The organism is Chryseobacterium binzhouense (assembly GCF_007474545.1).
GTDB classification, from domain to species: domain Bacteria; phylum Bacteroidota; class Bacteroidia; order Flavobacteriales; family Weeksellaceae; genus Chryseobacterium; species Chryseobacterium binzhouense.
Genome location: NZ_VKOG01000001.1, coordinates 1,013,338 through 1,038,304, shown reverse-complemented (window position 1 = coordinate 1,038,304; position 24,967 = coordinate 1,013,338). Strand labels below are relative to the sequence as shown.

Genomic DNA, 24,967 nt, shown 5'->3' with positions numbered 1-24,967 from the left:
GTTGTATTAATAATTTAAATCAATCCAATTAAGATTTAAGTTTGAGGAGAAGTATTGGGATTAACTACAGGCGGAATTGGGCTTTCATCAGGGCAAGCAGGCGTGCTGAAACATTTCCAGGCATTGTCAGAATATATTTTCAGACATTTATCTGTTGTGTCATACACCATCATTCCTTCCTGTGGATTGGTAATATTTCCTAAATCTGCCTTAGCAATTCTTGTCACTACAAAACCTTGTGTATTAGATTCCAGAGCGATATGTCCCGATTTTCTTACCATTGGCCAATTACTTGGATCATTACTTCCTGCTCTTTTTAATAATGTAATTCCCATTTTTGTTTCTGTTCCGCTTCCGTTATTTACAGGATCTCTGTAGCAAACACAACTATTAATAGTGACCGTTACTGCATTGGAAGCTGGACTGTAACATCCTGAACCATTAGAATAAAAAGCATAATAAGTTCCTGCACCAGCATTGGCAACTTGTGCTGCCGTTAAAGCCGTTCCGCTATGCGTATTATTGTTGAACCATACAAGATTTGCTCCGGGTGCAGTATTTCCTGTATAGGCATCATTCAGATTAACCGTTGTAGATGGACAGGTATTGGTGATATTTTGTACTGTCGGAATTTTATTGGCAAATATCTGTACTTCTGTATTGAACTCAAACTCCTCTACCATCAGAACAGAAATAACATCACCCACCGCTAAGTTTACCGTTGCAAAATTGACAAAAGGATACAGATAGTAAGCATTATCCATTTGATTAATTTTCACACCGTTTTTATAAATAAAGATATGATCATCACCATACGTTAAATCATATTGATAAGTTCCTTCTTCTCCACTCGCAACCGTTTTACTAAATAAAACAGCATAATCTTCATTAATTCTGGGATCACCAACCGGCCAGCTTGGATCATTGTTGATCTGAGTTCCGACATAATTTTGAATTTGTGGATTAGAAGGCATTAAACCTGTACCTAATGTTTGAAAATCTATACTGTAAGCATCACTGGTTCCTGCTTTTACATTATAATTAAATGTAGCTACCTGAGAATAGCTGCTCGTAGGAAAGTTATTAGCATTTGAGATCTCTGTCCAAGCATCAGTTCCGGCAGGAGCATCAAATACTCTTGCAGACCAGCCCGTCGTACTGTAACTTGTAAAAGACGGACAACAAGGAGTTATCGTAACTGTTACAGGCGCAGAAGCATTGCTGTAACAATTGTTTACTGTATCATAGAAGAATGCATAGTAAGTTCCTGCAGTTGCTTTTGAAACCTGCACCGATGTTAATGCTGTTCCGCTATGGGTATTATTCGTAAACCATTTCATCTCTGAGTCTGGAGGCAGAGTTCCTGAATACGTTGTGTTCAAATCTGCAAAATTGGCAGGACAGGTATTGGTAAGCGTACCGGAAACTGTTGGCTGTAAAGTGCTCACGCTACAAAGCGTTGTAATATTGACAGTTACCGTGTTACTTATTGCCGTACAGCCACCTGCGCTGGTAACAATTGCCCGGTAATATCTCGTAGCCGTTAATGCTCCCGGAGCGTAAGTAGCATTGGTCGCTCCTGAAATATTTGTAAATAATGTATTGTTGGTAGAAACCTGCCATTGGATGCTTCCTGTAGCTCCTGTTAATGAAAGCGCTGTTGGCGTATTTCCTGAAATTATGGTCTGATTGGCTCAGGCTGTTCCTGCCACCAAAACGGGATTAGCCGTTTGCGCAGTTCCAATTGTCTGTCCAGAACCTGCAACAGTAGGCACACCATAGCTTGTAGAGGTTGAGGTTGTATTGACCGTATTTCCTAAATTCTGAGTAACCGGCTGATTGAAAGTGCCGCTTGTAGCACCAGAGTTCCCTCCCGACATTGAAGAGTTAACAAGATTAGTAGATGTGAAAGCCGCACCACCTTCAATTGCATCCGGACAGCCATCGTTATCTGAGTCTAAATCTAAATGATTAGGAATACCGTCACCATCGGTATCAAGTTCAAAAGGTAAGGAACAGGTTTGAGAAAACCTTACTTTTTGCTCATTGGTAAAAACTCCGGTTGATCCCGTGAAACCAAAATATACTTTATTAGCTCCTCCAAAGATAGAATTAATAATATCTCCTGTATAAGATCCTGCCAATGTGCCATTTACAGTATAAGAAAGCGTATTTGTTGAACGATTCCAAGTTAAAATTACCGCATGCCATGCACCATTTTCTAAATTTGGCAAAGCGACAGGGGTTGATAATGAAGCTTGATTACTAGATCGCCATATATGACCATGGTCTGCAGTAATATCTGAAATTGGCTCCCACCAATTTTCAAACGTATCAAGTTCTAAAACTATTCCGTTTTGAATACCTCTTGCCCCAATACCAGATCCTATCTGACCAGTAGCATTAACTCCTGCCGGATCATTGTGAAAAACAATAGCAACTCCATCAGCACCATCATTATCAGCACCTAAATAAGCCTGAAAAGAAATTGTAAAACTTTTTGTAAAATCTGTTTTTCCATAAGACCACAGTTGTCCTGATTGTGCCTGTGCATTTTGTGTCAATCGTACCTCTGTACTATTAACCATCTGAGCATTACCGTTAATCTTAAAAAATTCATTAACTGGTCTATTTAAAAGATTTTCTTCACAATCTAAAATTCCATCATTATCATCATCTAAATCGCATGCATCAGCAATACCATCTCCATCTGAGTCAGGATTAGTTGCAGAAATTAAACAAGGATTATTTACGGTAATTGTTACCGTATTGCTTATCGAAGTACATCCACCAACACTGGTAACAATTGCACGGTAATATCTTGTAGCCGTTAATGTTCCCGGAGCATAAGTTGTATTAGTTGCTCCTGAAATGTTTGTAAATGTAGTATTGTCATTAGAAAGCTGCCATTGAACGCTTCCTGTAGCACCTGTTAACGATAACGCTGTTGGTGTGCTTCCTGAAGTTATAGTTTGATTTGTTCCTGCAGTTCCTGCCGCTAAAACAGGATTCGCAGTTTGTGAAGTTCCTAAAGTCTGTCCTGAATCTGCAACAGTAGGTACACCATAACGCGTTGAAGAGGAAGTTGTATTGACGGTATTACCTAAATTCTGAGTAATTGGTTGATTGAAAGTGCCGCTTGTAGCACCAGAGTTACCTCCCGACATTGAAGAGTTGACAAGATTAGTAGATGTGAAAGCCGCACCACCTTCAATTGCATCCGGACAACCATCATTATCAGAGTCTAAGTCTAAATGATTAGGGATTCCGTCACCATCAGTATCACAGAGAGTTAATACATCTTCAGAGCCATAAGCTATATTGTAAACATCTACACCAAAATTGGCAGAACCTAAATTTTGCCAACTAGAAGCAGCAGTCGTAGGAGCACTGTTTGAATAAACTATAGAGCGAACACTACTGTACGACTCATCAGTAGGGACATCAGTACCGTCATACAAAAAATAGAAAACACCATCATTAACAGCAATATCTTTCAATAAATAATTGAAACCTCCGGTTCCAAAAGTATATGTACCTCCTACTATTGTACCTAAAGAAGTCCATGGAACAGATACGGGATTGGTTGTACGATATAGTTCTATATTGTTGGTTGTACCAATCCTCTTCCAATGGTAAAATACACCATTATCATAACCCAGATTTTTATAACCGCTGCCAATATTTGCATTCCCTAGGTTGACAAAGTTTCCTGTTATGATGTTGGCAGAATAAAGCAAATTACCAGCAGAATTTATGATATAATATTTACCATCATCATACGCTAAGTTATCAACAGTTCCTGTTACATTAGCATTTAAATAAGGTTGTCCATTTGGTGCTGTGCTACAACCTGTACCACTCGCACAAACATATGCTGAAGCAATACCATTTGTCTGTTTATAAAGCCATAAAGGATCAGCTAAATTTGTAGGGGTGTAATCAAAAAGGTGAAAAAGAGGTTTATTATTTACAGTAGGACATTCTACTGTATCTAAAATCCCATCATTATCATCATCTAAATCACAGACATTTGCAATTCCGTCACCGTCTGAATCAGGATTGGTGGCAGATGGGACACACTGAGCATATCCAATTACGCTCATCATACTTAGAATAAGTATAAAAATTTTGTTTTTCATTTTTTTTGTTTTTTTCGTTAAAAGAACTATTCTTTAATTTTTATTTTAATAGAATTTCATTTAACTAGAATATGTTGTTTTGAAATTTATAATCTTGTTATAATAAAATAATAACTGAAGTTTGAACCTGCAGGAATATTGAATAGACACTCGTCTTTACTGAAGTCATTATCACCACCTGCATAATTAAAAAACAACGCTACTTTTTGATTTGCCTGTGTTGTCTGGTAGGCTACAGTAAGAGTTTGAGGATTTGCTAAACTGTATGATGTGTTAAAAGTACTGCCACTATCATTCCTCATCCCATCTAGTCTGCCTCTAAAAATAGTGTCTGTAGTATAAATCGTTCCGCTTGCAGAAGCAAAAATGGTATTGACTTCAATTTGTCCGTTGAATGTGTAGTTTTGGGTATCATTAAATCTGTTACATCTTGCTGTACCATAAAATTCAAACAAATAAACACCCGGCTCCGGAATCGTAATATACTGCACGTTGCTTACCGACTGACCATTGATGGTAGCGTTTGTATCTGTACCAAAGGTCATTCCGATAGTATCACCTTTTAGACCAGCATCATTTCGTATGGGTAAATTAATGTATTGATTTGTATTTGACAATGAAAATCCACCTGTATTATTAGTATTGTTATAGGTTGCAGGAAATGCACTTCCATTTTGGTAATAGAGATATTTTACTGTGGTAGGAATTCCTACGGCGTTACCGTTAGAAGATACACCTAAATTGTTAAAAGGAGGTGTATAATCTGTTTCGTTAAGTACAGGTAAATTCTGGTGTCTGATATTTTTTATTCCTTGGGAATTAATGTGAAGGAGTGCATCAGGAATATTTGCACCTATATTAATTCCTACTTTCCCGTCATTCGTTACTTTTAAAAGCTCTGTATTAGAAGAATTATTAATCTCTAAAGCTTTCGCAGCATCATTATTTCCTTTTGTAACAATATCCAACATTGCAGACGGAGTCTCTGTACCAATTCCTACTTTATCATTTTGTGCAAATGTAAATCCAAATAGAAAAAAACAGGCTATAATATTAACATTTCTCATCTTCTACAGTTTTGAAATAATTAATGTTACCCTCTTATCCAAACCAGCAGGTGCAGGAAATGTACAGGAGTCACCACTATACTGATCACCAGTTCCCCAATTCACAAAAAACGCCACTTTTTCATTGGCTGTAGTAGTTTCTACAATAGAAAAAATATTGTGAGCAAATGGATAATTATAATATCCTGTCGCCAAAGCTCCTGCATCTGTTCTTCTTGGCAAAGCATTATATCGAATGGTAGTAAGTTCTGAATAGTTAGTGCTTCCTGAATTCGCTTTGTAGATACCTGTTCCTATTCCTAAGAGATTTACACCGCCACTATTTCCTGTCCTATTTCCTGAACAAGAGGTATAATAATTTAAATTAATTTTATAAACACCCGGAATTGGAATCGTAATATAACGTGCATTTACTCCCATAATATTAGTTCCATTGGTTCTGGTAAGCATAGAATTTGTGTCTGTTCCTATGGAAACACCCAAAGGATTATTTTGGATTCCTGAAGTGAGAAAAGGTAGTAGAGTAAATGAAGTATTACTGGCCAAAGGAAAACTATCTACAGCTTGAGTGTTGTCAATAGTAAGATAAGAATAAAGTACCGATGGCACATAAGTGCCTACATAGCCATTGGCATCTATTGCAATAGGAGTAATACCTGTACTTATCTGTGGTAGATTTTCATATCGTACTCCTCCATCGGTATGCAGTTTTGCTGTTGGTGTCGGAACATTTATTCCTACATTGCCATTGTCTAATACGGTGACCAGTTCTTTGGCATCAGAATTATTGATTTCCAAAGCTTTTGTTGCGCTGGTGTTTCCTTTGGATTTGATGTCTAATGTTGCAGATGGATTGTTTTCGTTGATTCCTACCTGAGAAGAAAGAATTCCTGATATCACTATTGATAGTGATAAAATTGTTTTTTTCATTTTGTGTTATAAATTTTGTGTTATCATACTATCCCTGTGGTTGACAGGGATAGTGTAAGTATTTTTTCATTAAATTATTGTCCTAGATAAACAAACATATTAACGCTCATTGTCTGTGGCTGAATATTAAGTGCCTGCTGTGTTACTCCCCCATTTATACTTTCAGTAGTGATCGTGTGGTTATGAGAATTTTGAGATAAAATATTATTATTAACCACATCGTCATTATAAACCCCTATACCATTGGTGCCGTCAGCAGCCAGAAAAGTAACTGATGGACCATTAGCAATTTGTGCCTGATTAGCTCCCGAACCATTTTTAATATCATATCTTATAGCAGGCTGTACAGTATTGGTGTTCCCACCCAAAGTTACATTGGGAAGATTATTTTGATTAATCACTTTGGTGTTGGCACTGCTGATACTTCCGAGTGTTGTGCCGTTTTGGGATAAATAAGAATTTGTTGCATTGGGTAAATTTGTTCCGAAACCTAAAGAAGTTGCTGCCGTTTGCTGAGATGCAGATAAACTGCTTTTTAATCTGCCGTCTAATCTTACCCAGCCAGAATGATCTCCGGTTTGAAAACCTGGCTTTATATCACCTATAAGTGCTCCTGCCGGTAGGCTTACTGTTTTTAAAACTCCGGTAGCATCTGCTACTACTGCTTTGTCGGTAGTTGCACCTACATTAGTATTTATGGTTCTTACTCTTACATTACCTTCAACCACATCAAGTCTCTCTGCTGCAGGCGTAGTATTAGGATTGCCACCAATCCCGACATTGCCGTTATGGTATACAGACATAATTTGTCTAGTACTGTTAGAAGCATCATCTGCTACTGCCTGAAAGTTTAAGAAAGAGTTTCCGGCTGTATTTCTGGTATAATTTAATTTAAAAAGCTTTTGTCCTGCTGTAGCATTTGCGCCCTCTAAATATAAACCGGGACCAGACCAACCAGGGCTATTTGTATCAGCTGTAATGGTAATTCCATCTACAAAAGGAGTTACTATCCCTGTTGCATTTCCTTTTTTGCTGATATTCAGCAAATTTTTTGGAACTGTCATTCCGATTCCAATTTTGCCATCGTTGGTAATAATTATATCGTTTGCTTGCTGAGCATCCGATGGTGTTCCGGTTAGAGGATTATCTTTTCCCCCATCTATATGAAAGGTATTTTGCGGATTTTCGGTATTGATACCTACTCTTCCTGTTTGAGAATATGCATATGAAGATACAGCAAGTGATAATAAGATAAAGATCTGAGATTTCATTTAATTATTTTTAATTTTTAAACAATAAATAACTCATCAACATATTAGTATGTTGAATAATTAAAAAATGATCGTTTTTATGAAATCTTCACAGGAGGAGGTCTCGCAAAATTATTTTGTGAGACTATATTGTAATATAAAAAAGAATTCTCCCCAAAATTACTTTCTGGAATTGCATAAAAAGCAATAAAAGGAGTATATATAGTAGCAAGACCAGAAACATTCTTATGATTGGAGCTATTACTGATGATTACAGCAACGTTTTTTACTAAACTTTCTACAGTAAAACGAGAATGATTGGGAAATGATTTATAAGTAAACTTATTCGGTACAGTAGCCTTTTTTACGGCTATTCTAATATGTTCTTTCTTTTTCTGTTTTTTATGAACCGAAATCTTAGCAACTCTTACAGGTTTTTCAGAATTTTCCCGAATTTCTACAATACGTATATTATTGATATTATCAAAATTATACACTGTAACCCCTTCCTTTACATACAAGACAGGATTAGAATCCTGAGATTTTACTATGGCATTTCTATCGGAAGTAAGTTTTTCTTTTGCAGCCGGTTTTAATTCTTTATTTTGAGTAAGTGAGTCGGGATTAGCCTTTTGTGAAAATAATGAAGCAGGAAACAAAAAAACAAAAAACACTACAACTGTTGTAAAAACAGTGTAATGTTTTGTTGCCGTAATATTTTTTTTCCAACTGTGCATCTGTGTATATCTGATGCAAAGAAATAAAAGCAGAATATGAAAACAAAAAAAACGCCTACCCCTAATCTACCCTACAAAATAAAATACTGAAAGTTAGACAGTTACGTAATCAAAAAACTCTGTAATTTTATTGATAAAAGACCTTTAACCATATATACATATCTTCATTAGTCTGCATATTGAGCTTTTTTCTGATATTATATTTTTTATTCTGAATAGTTTTTGTAGACAAATGAAGAATATCAGCGATCTGTTTTGTTTCAAAATTTAAATAAATATAAGCCAGAATATGAAGTTCATTTTTTTGTAAATCAGAATTGAACTCTGTAAGTTTTTTGAAAAATTCGGGATAAAAGATTTGAAATTTATTATAAAAGTTAGGATCTCTTGATTTTGCAGATTCATACAGTTCATCCAAGGTAACAGAAGGCAGTACTTCTTCTTTTTTTTCAGCAACTGTAAAGACTTCATCAATAGTATTTTCCAATTTAACAGATCTTCTTTTGTTTTTACTATAATAAAGAAGTAATAATGACAAGATTAATAATAAAACTGAAGAAATAATAATTATTTTTTTAGTTTGTTTATCTTGTTTCTCTGACAATTCTTTTTCTAAATTCTGTATTGTTATATCAACACTTTTTGCCTGGGCATCTTTATAAGAATCATTAAATTTTTTGTACTCCTCCAGTATTTTTTTCTCTTTATCAATATCGCCAGTTTTTCTGTACATCTCTCCAAGCAGGTTATATACGTTTAAAAGATGCTGTCTGTTCTTACCGTTGGATGCTAAATCGAGAGATTTTTCCAGATATTCGAGAGATTTTTCGTTGTTTTTTTCATTTGCATATAAACAGGCATAACGATAATACAATACAGATAAATTGTAAGGATTAACTTTTTTTTCTTTAAAAAGTTTTTCAGCATTATTCAAATAAAACCTGGCAGAATCTGTATGAATATTGTTATTAATATAATATCCTGCTAAAGCTGAATATGTTACGGGATTTTTTAAAGCAGCTGATGCCTTATGTAGATAAAACAGAGCAGAATCTTTTTTTGATTGTATCAGATTACTTGCACGAGAATTGTAAACAAAACTTAAAAACCAGTTTTTATATTTAATATTTGTAATTTTTCTTCCATAATACATTGCTTTGGAATTGTATTTTAAACTAACATCGTACATTCCCAATGTATAATAAGTTTGTGAAAACTCCTGAAAAATCCTGCTATAAGTCTCATTATCAGCAGATATTTCATCTGCAAGCGTTTTAGCCTTATTAAGATATGTAAGACTTATATCCGGTTTTGCCAGATTGTAATGTTGTACTCCCAGATTAATATTCCCCCAAACTATTGCCTTTTTGCAATTTTCTTTTTGAGCCTTTTTCATCATCAATAGATTCCAGTTGATGATTTTTTGTCTGGAAATATTATCAGCCAGCATTTTATCAGGCTCTTTCATCATCAAAGAATCCAATATCACACAAGAATTCTGCGAATTTACTTTAGCAAAAAAAAGTATCAGTAAAAATAACAGCTTAAATTTTATCATCACATTTCGTTTTTATGTCGTGCAAATAAAGCTTGTGAAATGGTGATATATGATGAGACCGTTTAGAAAACGGACAATCTCTTTTAAGAATACTAGAACTTTAAGGTGGTTTGCAAATTTAATTCAAAATTGTGGTATATTGGTTTTTTTTCTGAAAAAAGTATCATTTATAAAAAATTATTCCCGTAATATTAAATTTACGTTAATTATACATTACAATATCTAAGACTCTAGAAACACATTATTAATAAAATACATAACTTACAGTTTATCAATTAAAAAAGCTTAATTTTGCATTCCGAAATAAGGATTCAACCATATGAAAAAATTAGGCGAATACAGAAAGCTTCTAGAAGTTGATAAAAATGTTACACTGAAGGAACTTAAAAATATTTACAGAAATGTAATGAAGGATACTCATCCTGATAAATTTATCAATAATGAGGCAGGAAAAATTGAAGCAGAGGAGAAAAGCAAATCTGTGATTGAAGCCTACCATTTTCTGGTAAGCATTAACGAAGAAACTCAGGAAAAGTACAAAGAGGAATATACAGAAACCATTACAAAATCAATCATTACAGATTTTTATCTGGAAAAATCAATTCTGAAAGTACAGCATTTGAATGGGAAAATGTTTGAATACATCGGAGTACCCAGAAATACGTATATTAAAATGGTTAATTCTGATTCTCCAAGCCGTTTTGCAAGAAGACATATCTACGGAAATTTTCTGTACAGAAAATCAGGCGAAGTAATGGCAGATTAATTTTTTTTTCAAGAAACAAATTAAGGCTTTCAGAGGATTCTGGAAGCTTTTTTTATTGATTGGTACGAATACCAATAAAATGATTGAACTTTTCTACGAAATTCTGCTGAAATTACTTTCTTTACTAAATGTATAATTTTTATGAATCACTTTTCTTATACATAAATAGAAAAACCGCATCATTTCTGATACGGTTTTAAGGTTAATTAATGGCTGTTATAAATTTAATCTACGTGTTTAGGAGTAAAACCATCCTCACTCAGTTCTCTGTGTTCATAATCTGCCTTCATTTCCGCATCGTAGTCTACTTTTTCATGTTTACCCATTCTTCTTAAGATAGAATCAAACAATGAATAAACTACCGGTACAATAATCAATGTAAGGAATAAAGATGATGTTAAACCACCGATTACTACCCATGCCAAACCATTATTCATTTCAGCTCCCGCTCCTTTTGCAATAGCAATCGGAATCATCCCGAAAATCATCGCAATTGTTGTCATCAAAATCGGACGAAGACGGGCGTGGTTTGCCTGAATCAACGCATCATGTGTATTTGCCCCCGCTGCTTTTCTCATATTGGCAAAGTCGACAATCATAATTGCATTTTTCGCTACTAAACCGATCAACATAATCATTCCGAGCATGGTGAAGATATTCAAAGAATTTCCTGTGATAGCAAGAATTACCATTACTCCAATTAACGCCAGAGGAATAGAAAATAATACCACAAAAGGATACACAAATGAATCATACAGCGATACCATTACCAGATATACCAATACAATAGCTGCCAATAAAGCGATTCCTAAAGTACCGAAACCTTCTGTCTGGTTCTCCATATCTCCACTCCAAATATAACTTACACCAGCAGGTTTTGTTTTTTCGTTATCCATAAACTGAGCTGCCCATTCATTCGCTACATCTCCTACAGGACGACCCACTACTTTAGATTTTACTTTTACAGAAGGTGATTTATCTCTACGTTCAAGCAAACTTGGTCCAGATCCCATTTTCACTTCAGCAAACTGACTTAGTCTTACCTGTTCTCCCTGAGGATTGGTGAAAATTAAATTTCTTACATCCTCAATAGATTGTCTGTTGGCATCACCAAAACGGATGTTAATATCATATTCATATTCACCAGCTCTGAATTTCCCATCTGTATTTCCGCTGAATGCCGTCTGCATAGTCTGTCCTACACTTGCAAGATTTAATCCTAAAGAAGACATTTTATCTCTGTCGATATTTACCTGAACTTCAGGATTTCCGGAATCGGTAGATAATTCTGCATCAACAGATCCCGGTACTTTTTTAAGCAATTCCAAAATTCTGTTGGCTTCTTTATTCGCCGTTTCGTTATCCTGAGCAGTTACCACCAACTCAATTGGCGCATTGTCTGCCCCCATTAAACCGATTGGCGCTGTTTTGAACTCAACTCCTGTAAATTTTTCTTCTAAAGCTCTCTTGATTTTGGCAGATTTAATATCGGTACTTTCGTTACGTTCTGATTTATCCACTAAGATAACCTGAATTTCTGACTGATACAAAGTAGCCTGAACTCCACCAAATCCGGAAGACTGCTGACCTACTGTGGTAATCATATCTACTACATCTTTATCATTTCGGAGATACTTTTCAACTTCCAAAGTTACCTGATTGGTTTTTTCTACAGAAGCATCTTTTGGCAATTCCATCTGAACAAGAAACTGTCCTCTGTCCATTTTAGGGAAAAATTCACCTCCAATAAATCCGAACGCTACCAGCATAAATGAAGAAATTAAAATAATGAAAGTCACGATCACAGTCATTACTCTTCTTAAAGTTGTTTTAAGACACCATTCCAGAATTCCGCTGATCCACTGAGTAAACTTTTCTAATTGCTTTTCAAACCAGAGAATGAATTTCTCGAAAGGATTCTTACCTGTCAAATGAACTAATTTACCAAATCTTGAAGATAACCAAGGAATAATGGTAAATGATGCCAATAATGAGAACATTGTTGCAATTACCACCGTTACGCAGAACTGCGCAAGAATATCAGAAACTAATCCTGAACTCATTGCTATCGGAAGGAATACTACAACGATTACCAAAGTAATTGCCGTTACCGTAAAGCCAATTTCTGAAGCTCCGTCATATGCTGCACGGATTCTGCTTTTCCCCATCTCCATGTGACGGTAAACATTTTCCAATACCACAATGGCATCATCCACAAGAATACCCACCACAAGCGAAAGACCAAGTAAACTCATTAAGTTAAGAGTATATCCCATCAAATACATTCCAATAACCGTTGCAATCAATGATACCGGAATAGAAACCATTACAATAAATGCGTTTCTGATATTGTGAAGGAATAAAAGCATTACAACCGCTACCAGAATAATGGCAAGAAATAAATCAAATATTACGTGATCTGCTGCATCTAACGTGAAATTGGTGCTGTCATCAACGATATTCACTTTAAGTGACTGATTTTTGTAATCTTCCTGAACCTGAGCAATTGTTTTTTGAATAGCTTCCGAAACAGAAACCGCATTGGCATCAGACTGTTTTTTTACCTGAAGTAAAATCGTAGGATTCTGATTAAAACGTGCTACTTTTTCTACATCTTTTTGAGTATCAAAAACCATAGCAATATCAGACAAACGAACCTGTGCTCCGTTTTTATTGGAAACCACAAGATTATTCATCTCTTCAATGTTACGGTACTTTCCTGAAAGTCTGATCGTTGATCTTGAAGTTCTTGTTTTCAGTGCTCCGGTAGGGAAATCTAAATTGGAAGATAAAATTGCCTGCTGCACATCTCCAATAGCAATGCCGTACCCCTGCATTTTCTTTTCATCCAGATTTACCTGAATTTCTCTCTCCTGTCCGCCAATAAGGTCAACCTGAGCAACACCATTTACTCTTGAGAAAATAGGCTCTATTTTTTTATCTAAAAGATCATAAAGCTCTTTATTATTTAGTTTACCACTGGTAATACTCAAAGTCATGATTGGTAAATCATCTAATGAGAATTTCTGCAAAGAAGGCGGATCTGCATCTTCCGGAAGATCTGCCAGAATCGCATTTACCTTTCTCTGAGCATCATTCAAAGCATAGTTTACATCGGCTCCGGTATTCAGCTGAACCATAATTACCGACAAACTCTCATAGGAAGATGATTCAACTTTTTTTACATTTTCCAAAGAACCAACAGCATCTTCAATCTTTCTGGTTACCGAAGTTTCTACCTCGCTCGGTGAAGCTCCCGGATATACCGTAGAAATGGTTACCATATTGGTTTCAAACTTCGGAATCAGCTCGTACCCCATCATGGAGTAGCTTAATAAACCTCCCAATGTAAGAATCGTAAACAATACGATGACAAGGGATGGTCTTTTAATGGATATTTCTGCTAACTTCATCTTCTCTTACTTTACGATATTGATTTTTGAACCGTTGTCCAGATTGATCTGTCCACTTGTTACCACTTGTTCACCACCGTTAAGTCCGCTTAAAATCTGTACTTTATCACCATACACTTTTCCGGTCTGAACTTTAATGAGTTTCGCAGTTCCATTATTTACAACAAATAGCTGCCCTGAACTTACTCCGTTTACAAATGCTTCTGCAGGAACGGTAAGCATATTTTGTGTTTCAGCTCCGTTATTGGTTTTGAATATTGCTGTCGCGTACATCCCTGCTTTCAGATTTCCTCTGTTCTGAACTTCAATTTCAACCGGGAAATTCAGAGAAGCATCACTTTTCGGAGCAATGAAAGTAATTCTTCCGCTGAAAGATTCTTCTGGTAAAACATTGACATTAATAGCAACATCCTGACCTAATGAAATTCTTCCAATCTGGCTTTCATCTACTAAAACTGAAAGTTTTAAAGTATTGATATTCACAATTTCAAATAAAGGAGTTCCCGGAGCAACTACGCTTCCCGGCTCTACCATTCTTTTGTTGATTGTTCCGCTGATACCCGCTCTGATGCTTGTATCATTTACTCTCACACCTTGTGCTCTTACTGCAGCCTGTGCATTTTTAAGCTGTAATCTGGAGTTATCAAGCTGCTGTTTGGTAACACCGCCTGTTTTGAAAGCGTTTTCGTAACGTTGATTGTCAATAATCGCGTTTTGTAAGTTATTCTGAGCCTGAGTAACATCTACTTCAATAGCGTCTCTTTTTATTGTAGCCAAAACCTGACCTGCACCAACTCTTGCTCCTTCTTTTACCATCACGCTTACAATACGTCCGGAAATATCAGCTGACTGATTCATTTCCTGCTTTGGAATAAAAGTTCCGTTGGCTGAGTAATCTGTATTGATATTTTCTCTGGAAACAGTAACTACATTTACATTGATTTTATCAACCTGTTTTGCTACTTCTTTTACTTCTGTTTCCTGTTTCTTCTTATTATCAGCAATTTTCCATGCTGCCAAACCTATCAGTACAGCAGCTACGATAATGTATATTAAAGTTTTTTTCATTGTTTAATTATGGGTTTTGTAGTGTATTGAGTTCTCCTTTAGCTTTTATTAATTTAATTTCTGCCTGCTTATAGTCCAAAAGTGCATTGGCGTAGTTCTGTTTTGCCTGGGTAAGTGCATTTTCAGCATCCAAAACTTCTGTAAGAGGAGCAAGGCCATATTGGTAGTTTGCCTGTGTATCTTTCTGTACTTTCTCGGCAAGTGCTACATTACTCTTCATGCTTTCGATATTGATTAAAGAGTTTTCAATATTGGTAACTGCATTTTTATAATCAAGATCAAGACTTTGCTGCGTGTTCTGAATATCCTGATCCAGATCCTGAATATCAATTTCCGCCTGTTGGATTTTAGATTTGGTAGATCCTCCTGTAAAAATCGGAATATTGATATTCAATCCGATTGCAGAATAATCGCTCCACAAAACTCCGTTGTTGAAACCATTGGTTAAAGGAAATTTAGAACCCATTCCTGCCCATCCGTAATTTGCCTGCAGTCCGACAGTTGGATAAAGATATGCTTCCGTTGCCTTTTTATTGAATACCAAAAGTTCTCTGTTTTTGTTAAGGACTTTCAGCTCGGTTCTGTTATTCAGATTTACTGTATTTTCTAAAAGCTGAGGCTGTGGTTCTATCGTTTTCTCTTCCAGTTCAATTGCTGTGTCAATAGGGATTCCCATATAAAACTTCAGCGCATTTTTTGAAAGTTCAACTGCATTGATCAATTGCTGCTTATTAGAACCTATATTGGTAAGCTGCACATTGGTTCTGTCCAAATCAATTCCTTTAGCCAGACCATTATCTACCAGACTTTTGATGATATTGCGTACTCTTTCGGTATTAGCGTAGCTGGCTTCAATGGTTTTAAGATTTTCTTCCTGTACAAAAACCTGATAGTAAGCGGTTGCAACATTTTCTATAAGCTGTTCGTTGGTAAGCTGTGCATTGAGGATATAAAATTCTCTGGTTGATTTTGCTGCTTTCAGTCCGGTGAAAACTCTTTGGTCAAAAATTGCCTGCTGAACCTGCACGACTGCCTGAGAAACCCAAGGCTGACCCAACTGTGCTCGTAAACGCTGACCTCCAAATTCAAGCAAAGACTCCTGAATGATGGGATTATACGTTAAACCCGCATTAGCACTTATCTGAGGCAAGGCTCCTGCCTTTGCTTCATTGATCTTGTACTCTGCTTTTTTTACCTGCAAAGCTGCCTTTTTGGCTTCCGCTTTATTCTGAAGAGCCTGTTTGATGGCTTCCTGTAAAGAAACCTGCTGCTGGGCAAATGCAGAAGAAGAGGTAAACAACATAAATGCTGCAGCAACTCCTATTTTGAGTTTTTTAGCAGTTATACGTTTTCTGTTCATAATTTATACTTCGTTTATTTTTCTATGTTATTATTAAATGACGGAATACTGTTTCATTTACTTTAAAAATTAATTCTTAAAAAGCATATTGATGATAATTTCTTTTCGCTCGGAAATAATTTTATTAAATTCACTTTCGCTAAGCATAAGATTTTCCATGAATAAAGGTCTCACTGCACTTGGAAAAACCAGTAGCGAAACCATATTGATCAGAAACTGAACGGGAGCCATTTTTTCGATATTGCCTTTATCCATTTCCTTTTCAATATCGTCATACAGCCTTTTCAGATCTCTCTCTTCAATATCTTTTTGATGACAGGTTCCTTTATTGATTTGAGAAACAATATAAGTTTCAAGATATGGATATTGCAGGCTTGTTGACAGACTTCCTTCTATAAACTCGCTGATTTTCTGCTTGAGTGGCAGATCAGAATTCATAATGATTTCAGATTTTTCTTTTTCCACACGTTGTGCTTCGTTAAAAATAATCTGAATGAGGTTATCTCTTGATCTGAAATAGTAATTAATCAAAGTTCTGTTTACTCCTGCTTCATCTGCAATTTCCTGTGTCGTTGAATTGAACTTTCCCTGTACGAAAAACAAATTCTTGGCAGTATCTTTTATTAATTCCTGAGTTTGATCTTTCTTATTTTGATTTGACATTTTTGTTAAACAAATTTGTGCAAATTTATACCAAACAAATGTTTTGACAAAATTGTTAAACTAAAATATTAATAAAATTATTATGATATGCATCATATATTGTCAATATCATTTATACAATAAAGTGAGACTATAGATCAGAATGATAAGGCAGGAATAAAGAAACTAGCACTATAATATTCTTTATCCTAATATACAAAGCCGTTACACTTATCAATTAAGGATTATGTAAATTACTGTTAATAAGCGAAGCGGCTTTGTCTAGATTTGGTTAAGCTTATTCTAATGTAAGAAATATAAGCATTATGAAAATTACCAGAGTCAGTTTAATTATTTATCATTTTATATCCTCTTGCTAAATAGCGAGAAGACGATTCATCTCGTGTTGGATTGTATTCAATTCCAAAGCCGGTAACCATTCGATTAGCAAATCCAAATAAAGCGCATACAAAAACAATATCTTCATAGTGCTTTTCAGTATAGCCTAAATTAAGAAAATCTACTACGTCTTGTTCTTTTACAGCGTTATCAACTATTTTATCAGCCAGTGAATATACTGGTTTTAATTCTTCTGACGGATTGTCTACAAGCGTTCTTACTTTATCTCCGCCAATAGCAAAAGCTGTTTCTAAATGTCCTAAATGACAAAAACTACACCCGAACTTCTTTGATACATAGGAACCCAGCAACTCTCTAATTAAGGGACTAAAAGCACTTTCGGGATGCATAACCTCATGAGCCAGATTCAAAAAGGCATTAAAAATGTCTGGTCTTTTTTGACCAACTACAAACATTCCTAATTTTTCAGCTTCTTGAAATAATCTAATTTTTGTTTCTTTCATTTCTTTAAGTTTTAATAAGAACAAAAATACAAAAATAAATGAACTACATTCATTTATTTTTGTATTTTTAAACTATTAACCTAAAGAACTGATTATCATTTTAATATGGTTTTTATAAAATTCAGATTCAGATTGTTTTAATGTATCAGTCACTATATTCCCTTTTATTTCTAAAAGCTGAATAACACCGATGGTAGTTGCCCAAAGCCAGAACGAAAATTCCATTTCGTTTAAATCTTTTTGAATGATATTTTCTTTTTTTCCTTCTCTTATAATATCTGACACTAGTTTTGTTATATTGAAGCTTGCTGCTTTTAATTCTTCAGTTTCTTCAAGACCTGAATTGGTTTCATAGAAGGACACCAGCTGATTATAGAAAGGCTTTTCTTTATAAAAAGAATAAAATGCCTTAAGAAGTTCAGCTATTTTTTCAATGGCATTTTCTTTTTCGCTGGTATATTGTATAAACTTTTCAAGTAAAATTTCTCTGGATTTAATTGTAAGATTTGCAATGATATCCTCTTTGCTACTAAAATAAAGATAAATAGTACCAACGGCAAGCTTGGTTTTTTTAGATACTTTTATTAAACTTAAACTTGATAAACCCTCTGCAAGAATTAGCTCTTCTGCACAATCTAAAATAAATTGTTTACGGTTTTCTTTAGATATTTCGGTTCTGGCTCTTCGCATTGTATTGTTTTTGTAAGTTTTTCCAGCTAAGTAGATATAATACAGCTAATGACTTTTGATTTCCCCAATGTTGTGCTATTGACAACATTTGTGTTTTCAGTTTAATTTTAGGATCTAGATTATAAAGTGAAACCATGATATTTTTTAGATGGAAATCATCATAGGGAAAAACATCTGGTCTCTGCAGAGTGTAAAGCAAAATCATATCAATAGTCCATCTGCCAATTCCTTTTACAGCAGATACTCTTTTCTTATTTCTTCGTCAGATAATTTACTAAAGTCTTTTGTATTTGCATTCCAATATTCTATAAAAGCCATCATAGTCTCATACTTTCCCATTGAGAGTCTGATTTTTGAAAGAGAATGTTTTTCAATTAAATGAAAATTCTCTATAGTTAAAAATTCAATTCCTGCTCGCTCCAAAGCTTTTTCAAAGACTTTTTTAGTACTTCGGTAATGGATTTGCTGCTCTATAATACAGCTTATTACATCGTGAAAAATATTATTTGTGGAATTGATAATAATACTGGGTATTTGGGAAATAATCTTTTCAAGAACAGGATCTGACTTAGCTAAATTATTTTCTATGCTTAATTTCATAAACTTAATTTGATGATGTAGAAAAAACTAAGATAAAAAAATGTTTTATGATAAAATTACTGATATTTTTTGTCTCTGGATGATAAATATTTCCATTTAAAAACTTTTGTGAAAAAATAATTCATTTTCAATATTCATTATTCCTTTTATTTTAATGGTTGTTCGTAATTTGTCATCATTGAAAACCCTCTGAGTTATTTGCTGAGTGAAATTGAAGATTCGACGAAGTCAAACGCCTTTGCAAACTTAGAAATAGTTAGTATATAAAAGAATCCTGACAACCTTTTACATTAAAAAAGCATTATAATTAATGCAAAATCAAGTTGATTTAAACAATAGCAAAATAAAATAGTCTGGCAAAAATTACCAGACTATTATATTATTTAATGTAATGATTACTTCTAAACAAATGTTCAGAAATTATTTATTACTTAGCAAAAACATATTTCACACCGATACCAACGTTAGCAAGGTTCAATCCGAAGTTGAAGTTGTTTACATTTTTTGCTCCGTCAACATCATATTTTGATGTATTGTAACCGAACTCTCCGATAGTTGCTTCAATAGTCCAGTTTTTGTTTAAGAAATAATCTAAACCTGGTTTTACAGAAACACCAAATGAGTTATAGTTTACTTTGTTTGAAACTGTAGTGTTGTTTAAGTTTTCTTCCATTTTTTCATTCCCAAACTGCATAGGAACTGAAAGCTGACCGAAGATATACAATTTATCTCCTAAAGTCCAGTATTTTCTTACGAAAGGCTCAACTACAAATGCAGACTGAGTATATTTATCGAAACCATTTTGAAAAGTTTCTTTCTCACTAGCTGATGCATAACCAACTCCTAAACCTACTGCCAAGTTTGGTGCAACAAAATAACCCACTGTTGGGACAACTGCGAAGTTTTCTACTTTAGTATCATCATTGTTATTTTCTGTAGAAGAATATCCAACTACTCCTGATACATAAGTAGTTCCTTTTGCGATTTGAGCGTTTGATAAACCAAAAGCTACTACTGCAGCTGCTAATAATATTTTTTTCATGTTTTAAATTATTTAATATTTTCTGACTGCAAATTTATAAGTGATATTTGCAATATTAAAATTTGTTAACATGATTAATATCACTCACCAATACTGAGGTTTTATGGACTAAAATCGCTTTAACGAGACTTAATTGTATAAAATTTAAAAATAAAATAAAAAAAACTCCAACTTTGCAATTGGAGTATGATATGATAACTAAAAAAATATTTTACTTAAGGAAAAAGTTGATACCCAAATTAATTGCACCAAAATTTGAATCTATCCTTCTGTCTCTGTCAAAATCTCTTCTTTCACTTCCGATATTCTGATATCCCAGATACAATTCTGCATTAGACATCTGATAACCAACTTTAGGATAAACATACAAGCCGCTGTCTACACCATCTTTGGTTGAAATAGCACCTCCCAGATCAAGACCTACAAACAAAGGAACACTTGCAAATTTGTATTTTCCTGATGCAGCAAGCGGAATAAAACCAAAATCATCCCATCTGTCTTTTCCGAAAAAGTGAGAATATCCTGATGCAATTCCTACATCCAGTCCTCTTATAATGTTCCACATATAAGCAGCATCTACTCCAAGTGTGAAGCTTGAAACTTTTGAGGCATCTCCTACAGGAGCACCAATATGACCACCAAGCTTAAAGCCGCTTTGTGCATTGATTGTTCCAAATAATGCAAAAGCTCCTAATAATAATAGTTTTTTCATAATGATTCTATTTTTCGTTGTTAACTCAATATTCTTTTGGGAGCAAACACAATGCCACAGCAGTTTTATCTAATTTTAACCCGGCAATAATAACTTTAATGCTGTAATGGAATTTACTGAATTATATTCTTAAATTTTTTAGGCAGAAAAATTGCTTCTGATTATCTAAATTTATATTTATGAATATTTCAGAAATAGTACAGCTTCAAAAAGACTTTTTTAAAACACATAAAACAAAAAATCTTAATTTCAGAAAGATGTATCTGGAGAAAATGCAAGATTTGATTCAAAAGAATGAGGATTCTTTATATGAAGCAATCAAAAAAGATTTTGGAAAATCCAGGTTTGATACCTTTACTACTGAAATTTCATTTATTCTGAATGATATTAAATATTATCTGAAAAATTTAAAATCACTTTCCAAGCCAAAAAAAGTAAGCACCAATCTCACCAACCAAATTGGAAAAAGCAGAATTTATCCTGAGCCTTTAGGCAATATACTTGTTATCGGAGCATGGAATTACCCTTATCAATTATCACTTTCCCCTCTTATCGCTGCAATGGCTGCCGGAAACTGCTGTATTCTGAAGCCAAGCGAAATTGCAGAAAATACCATGAAACTGATGGCAAAAATTATCAACGAAAACTTCCCTCCTGAATATCTGTATGTTTTCGAAGGCGGAGTTGATGAAACTACTGAACTTCTAAAACTGCAATTTGACAAAATATTTTTCACAGGAAGTACCAAGATCGGAAAAATAGTCTATGAAGCCGCTGCAAAAAACCTTACACCTGTTACTCTGGAGCTTGGAGGAAAATCTCCCGCAATTGTCACCAAAGACGCCAATCTTGAAGTTGCAGCCAAAAGAATTGTCTGGGGAAAATTTCTGAATGCAGGACAAACCTGTGTTGCCCCTGATTATGTTTTGGTAGAAGAATCTATACAGGAACAGTTTATGGAAACTCTGGTAAAATATATTAAGCAATTTAATTATCAGCCTAATGCAGAACACTATACAAGAATCATAAACGATAAAAATTTTGACAGACTTCTTAGCTTAGTAGATACAGAAAAAATCTATTATGGCGGAAATTATGATCGTGAAAATCTCTATATTGAACCCACAATTCTTTCAAATACAAATTGGGAAGATGATATAATGCAGGAAGAAATTTTCGGACCTATACTTCCGGTTTTAACATTCAGTAACTTTAATATTGCTCTTAATGATATTCTTGAAAAAGAAAAACCTCTTTCAGCATATTTATTCAGCAACAATTCGGAAGAAAAACAGCATTTCACCCAAAAAATTTCTTTTGGCGGTGGCTGTATCAACGATGTGATTATGCATTTAGGCAATAAAAATCTCCCTTTTGGAGGTGTCGGAAATTCCGGAATCGGAAGCTATCACGGTAAGTTTGGTTTTGAAACTTTCTCGCATCAGAAAGCTATTCTTGAAAGAGTCAACTGGGGCGAACCCAACATCAAATACCCTCCTTACTCTGAGAAAAAACTTCACTGGATCAAAAAAATGTTTTAGATAAATAAATACAGGTCCATAAAAAAGGAGAACCATTATTGATTCTCCTTCTATTTTTTCCCTGAAAATAGGTCAAAACTATTTATTAAATATGAATTACCTCGCCATAAGCAGCTGCAGCAGCTTCCATAATTGCTTCTGAAACTGTAGGGTGCGGGTGAATAGACTTGATGATCTCGTGACCTGTCGTTTCTAATTTTCTTGCGACAACTGCTTCAGCAACCATATCTGTAACTCCTTCTCCAATCATGTGACAGCCTAACCATTCTCCGTATTTAGCATCGAAAATTACTTTTACAAAACCGTCTGTATTGCCGTTTGCTGTTGCTTTTCCACTTGCAGAAAGAGGAAATTTACCCACTTTGATTTCATAACCTTTTTCTTTTGCCTGCTTTTCTGTAAGACCAACAGAAGCCACTTCAGGATGACAGTAAGTACATCCGGGAATATTGCCGTAATCAATTTTTTCAACATGCATTCCTTTGATCTTTTCAACACAGGTAATTCCTTCCGCAGAAGCAACGTGAGCCAAAGCTTGAGTTGGAATAATATCTCCGATTGCATAATATCCAGGAACTGAAGTTTCGTACCATTCGTTTACCAAAACTCTTCCTTTATCTGTCTGAATTCCCACTTCTTCAAGTCCGATATTTTCAATATTTGCAGCAATACCAACTGCTGAAAGTAAAATGTCTGCTTCCAGAGTAACTTCTCCTTTAGCTGTTTTCACTTTAGCCTTTACACCTTCTCCGCTTGTATCAACACTTTCTACAGAAGCATTGGTCATGATCTCAATTCCTGATTTTTTCAGAGATTTTTCCAAGTGTTTTGAAATCTCCTCATCTTCTACAGGAACAATGTTTGGCATAAATTCAACAACAGTAACTTTTGTTCCCATTGTGTTATAGAAATCAGCAAACTCTACCCCGATAGCTCCGGAACCTACTACGATCATAGATTTTGGCTGCTCAGGAAGAGATAATCCCTGTCTGTATCCGATTACTTTTTTACCGTCCTGTGGAAGATTTGGCAATTCTCTTGAACGCGCACCTGTAGCGATAATGATATGAGTACCTGTATACTCGGTTACTTTTCCTTCTTTATCCGTTACAGAAACTTTTTTACCTTTCTGAACTTTAGCTGTACCAAGAATTACATCAATTTTATTTTTCTTCATCAGGAATTCAATTCCCTTGCTCATTTTTGAGGCAACCCCACGACTTCTCTGAATTACGTTTGGAAACTCAAAACTAGCTTCTACTTTATTTAATCCATAATCTTCAGCATGATTAATATAATGAAAAACCTGAGCAGATTTCAATAAAGCTTTTGTTGGAATACAACCCCAATTCAGGCAGATTCCCCCTAAGTTTTCTTTTTCGATAATTGCAGTCTTGAAACCCAACTGCGCCGCTCTGATTGCTGTAACATATCCACCGGGACCACTCCCGATGACAATAATATCGTAATTCATTAGCTTAAAATTTTTATGCGAATTTAAGGAAAAATATTGGATGTTACGCCCTACGGTTTTTTCATCAATTAAGGCTGTCTCAAATTAATTCAAACCCTGCAGAATCTGGCTCAATTTCATTCGGTTTTGTTTTTTTCTCAATTTCCCAAAACAAAATCAGATTCGGCTTAAACCTATATAAAACTTATTTAATAAGGTTTTTCAAAGCTTTTCCAACATCCGGATAATTGAAACTGAAACCGTTTTTAATCAACTTTTCCGGATATACATTTCTGCTTTTTAGTAATAACTCGGTTTCAGTTCCCATGACCGAAGAGGCGATTTCCAATTGCCAAACCGCAGCATTTAGCCCAAAAGGAACTTTCATTTCCTTTCTTAAATTTCTCATAAAATCATTGTTAGATAAAGGATTGGGCGCAGTTATATTGATTTCACCCGTAAGATCTTCGTTTGCAATAACAAACTCAACTGCTCTGCAAAAATCGTCAATATGTATCCAGCTTATTTTCTGATTTCCCCTTCCCTGTTTACCACCCAAACCAATTTTAGTCAGGATATTAAGCTTTGGAAAAGCGCCGCCGTTGTTTCCTAAAACAATTGAAGTTCGCAGAGCCACCTTTCTTACATATTCTGTTTTGGATCTGAAAAATTCACTTTCCCAGCTTTTACAAATGTTCATAGAAAAATCGTCCCCGATAATACCATTTTCTTCTGTATTTAACTGTTTTTCTGAATGAATATAAATCGTTGCTGAACTTGCGTTTAACCAAATTTTAGGTTTATTGGTACATAAATCGACCGCCTGCTGCAAAACTTTAGTACTTTCAATACGTGAAGAATATATCTCCTTCTTATTTTTGTCTGTATATCGGCAATCTACAGATTTTCCTGCAAGATTTATAAGAACATCGGAATTTTCAAGTAAATTTTTCCATTCCCCTAAAGTTTTTGCATCCCAGAAAATTTCGTTTTTACGTTTTGGATTTCTGGTTAAAATATAAACCTGATCTCCTTTTTGCATAAAATATTCTTCAAGATTTTTGCCTAAGAAACCAGTTCCGGCTGCGATGATTATTTTCATTTTAATTAAAAGTTATATAGATTAATGGTTT

General features: G+C 34.7%; 20 protein-coding genes. 2 read left to right on the top strand and 18 right to left on the bottom strand.

The genetic code is table 11. From position 1 onward, the window contains the following. Positions 1-35 precede the first annotated feature (35 nt). From FNE73_RS04715 to FNE73_RS04685, 7 genes are all read right to left on the bottom strand, one after another. Positions 36-1,448, bottom strand: a complete 1,413-nt coding sequence (locus FNE73_RS04715; RefSeq protein ID WP_143883609.1) for a hypothetical protein — start codon at positions 1,446-1,448, stop codon at positions 36-38. A gap of 246 nt (positions 1,449-1,694) precedes the next feature. After that, complete coding sequence (locus FNE73_RS04710; protein ID WP_143883608.1) at positions 1,695-4,142, bottom strand: lectin-like domain-containing protein; 2,448 nt, start codon at positions 4,140-4,142, stop codon at positions 1,695-1,697. 86 nt (positions 4,143-4,228) lie between these two features. Next, positions 4,229-5,209: a hypothetical protein gene (locus FNE73_RS04705; protein ID WP_143883607.1), complete on the bottom strand. Its 981-nt coding sequence runs from the start codon at positions 5,207-5,209 to the stop codon at positions 4,229-4,231. A 3-nt stretch (positions 5,210-5,212) separates the two neighbouring features. After that, positions 5,213-6,139, bottom strand: coding sequence for a hypothetical protein (locus tag FNE73_RS04700; protein WP_143883606.1), 927 nt, complete (start codon positions 6,137-6,139; stop codon positions 5,213-5,215). Positions 6,140-6,213: 74 nt separating this feature from the next. Then, a complete protein-coding gene (locus tag FNE73_RS04695) occupies positions 6,214-7,410 on the bottom strand; it encodes a hypothetical protein (protein WP_143883605.1) in 1,197 nt (398 codons plus the stop codon). A 77-nt stretch (positions 7,411-7,487) separates the two neighbouring features. Then, positions 7,488-8,126: a hypothetical protein gene (locus FNE73_RS04690; protein ID WP_143883604.1), complete on the bottom strand. Its 639-nt coding sequence runs from the start codon at positions 8,124-8,126 to the stop codon at positions 7,488-7,490. 127 nt (positions 8,127-8,253) lie between these two features. After that, entirely contained in the window at positions 8,254-9,684 is a 1,431-nt protein-coding gene (locus FNE73_RS04685; RefSeq protein ID WP_143883603.1) for a tetratricopeptide repeat protein, read from the bottom strand. Between the two features lie 319 nt (positions 9,685-10,003). On the opposite strand from FNE73_RS04685, the gene FNE73_RS04680 reads away from it, so the two are divergent. Beyond that, the gene (locus FNE73_RS04680; RefSeq protein ID WP_143883602.1) at positions 10,004-10,450 is read left to right on the top strand and encodes a KTSC domain-containing protein; all 447 of its coding nucleotides are present in this window, start codon (positions 10,004-10,006) and stop codon (positions 10,448-10,450) included. Between the two features lie 224 nt (positions 10,451-10,674). On the opposite strand, the gene FNE73_RS04675 is transcribed toward FNE73_RS04680, so the two are convergent. The 9 genes from FNE73_RS04675 to FNE73_RS04635 all read right to left on the bottom strand — a co-directional run bounded on the left by FNE73_RS04675 (position 10,675) and on the right by FNE73_RS04635 (position 20,840). Next, entirely contained in the window at positions 10,675-13,863 is a 3,189-nt protein-coding gene (locus FNE73_RS04675) for an efflux RND transporter permease subunit (protein ID WP_143883601.1), read from the bottom strand. A 6-nt stretch (positions 13,864-13,869) separates the two neighbouring features. After that, a complete protein-coding gene (locus FNE73_RS04670; RefSeq protein WP_143883600.1) occupies positions 13,870-14,931 on the bottom strand; it encodes an efflux RND transporter periplasmic adaptor subunit in 1,062 nt (353 codons plus the stop codon). A gap of 7 nt (positions 14,932-14,938) precedes the next feature. Continuing rightward, the gene (locus tag FNE73_RS04665) at positions 14,939-16,291 is read right to left on the bottom strand and encodes a TolC family protein (RefSeq protein ID WP_143883599.1); all 1,353 of its coding nucleotides are present in this window, start codon (positions 16,289-16,291) and stop codon (positions 14,939-14,941) included. Positions 16,292-16,360: 69 nt separating this feature from the next. Continuing rightward, positions 16,361-16,954, bottom strand: a complete 594-nt coding sequence (locus FNE73_RS04660) for a TetR/AcrR family transcriptional regulator (protein WP_143883598.1) — start codon at positions 16,952-16,954, stop codon at positions 16,361-16,363. Positions 16,955-17,280: 326 nt separating this feature from the next. After that, positions 17,281-17,796, bottom strand: coding sequence for a carboxymuconolactone decarboxylase family protein (locus FNE73_RS04655; protein ID WP_143883597.1), 516 nt, complete (start codon positions 17,794-17,796; stop codon positions 17,281-17,283). Between the two features lie 75 nt (positions 17,797-17,871). Then, entirely contained in the window at positions 17,872-18,486 is a 615-nt protein-coding gene (locus FNE73_RS04650; RefSeq protein WP_143883596.1) for a TetR/AcrR family transcriptional regulator, read from the bottom strand. A gap of 231 nt (positions 18,487-18,717) precedes the next feature. After that, a complete protein-coding gene (locus FNE73_RS04645; protein ID WP_143883595.1) occupies positions 18,718-19,086 on the bottom strand; it encodes a DNA glycosylase family protein in 369 nt (122 codons plus the stop codon). A 427-nt stretch (positions 19,087-19,513) separates the two neighbouring features. Beyond that, the gene (locus tag FNE73_RS04640; protein ID WP_143883594.1) at positions 19,514-20,128 is read right to left on the bottom strand and encodes an outer membrane beta-barrel protein; all 615 of its coding nucleotides are present in this window, start codon (positions 20,126-20,128) and stop codon (positions 19,514-19,516) included. 211 nt (positions 20,129-20,339) lie between these two features. Then, positions 20,340-20,840 (bottom strand): hypothetical protein, encoded by a 501-nt coding sequence (locus tag FNE73_RS04635; protein WP_143883593.1) that lies wholly within the window; start codon positions 20,838-20,840, stop codon positions 20,340-20,342. A gap of 179 nt (positions 20,841-21,019) precedes the next feature. Here FNE73_RS04635 and FNE73_RS04630 point away from each other — a divergent pair, with 179 nt between their 5' ends. Continuing rightward, on the top strand, positions 21,020-22,381 hold the full coding sequence (locus FNE73_RS04630; RefSeq protein ID WP_143883592.1) for an aldehyde dehydrogenase: 1,362 nt from the start codon (positions 21,020-21,022) through the stop codon (positions 22,379-22,381). 85 nt (positions 22,382-22,466) lie between these two features. Here FNE73_RS04630 and lpdA read toward each other — a convergent pair whose 3' ends face one another. After that, the gene (gene lpdA / locus FNE73_RS04625) at positions 22,467-23,855 is read right to left on the bottom strand and encodes a dihydrolipoyl dehydrogenase (protein ID WP_143883591.1); all 1,389 of its coding nucleotides are present in this window, start codon (positions 23,853-23,855) and stop codon (positions 22,467-22,469) included. A gap of 184 nt (positions 23,856-24,039) precedes the next feature. Then, positions 24,040-24,936 (bottom strand): TIGR01777 family oxidoreductase, encoded by an 897-nt coding sequence (locus FNE73_RS04620; RefSeq protein WP_143883590.1) that lies wholly within the window; start codon positions 24,934-24,936, stop codon positions 24,040-24,042. Positions 24,937-24,967 lie beyond the last annotated feature (31 nt).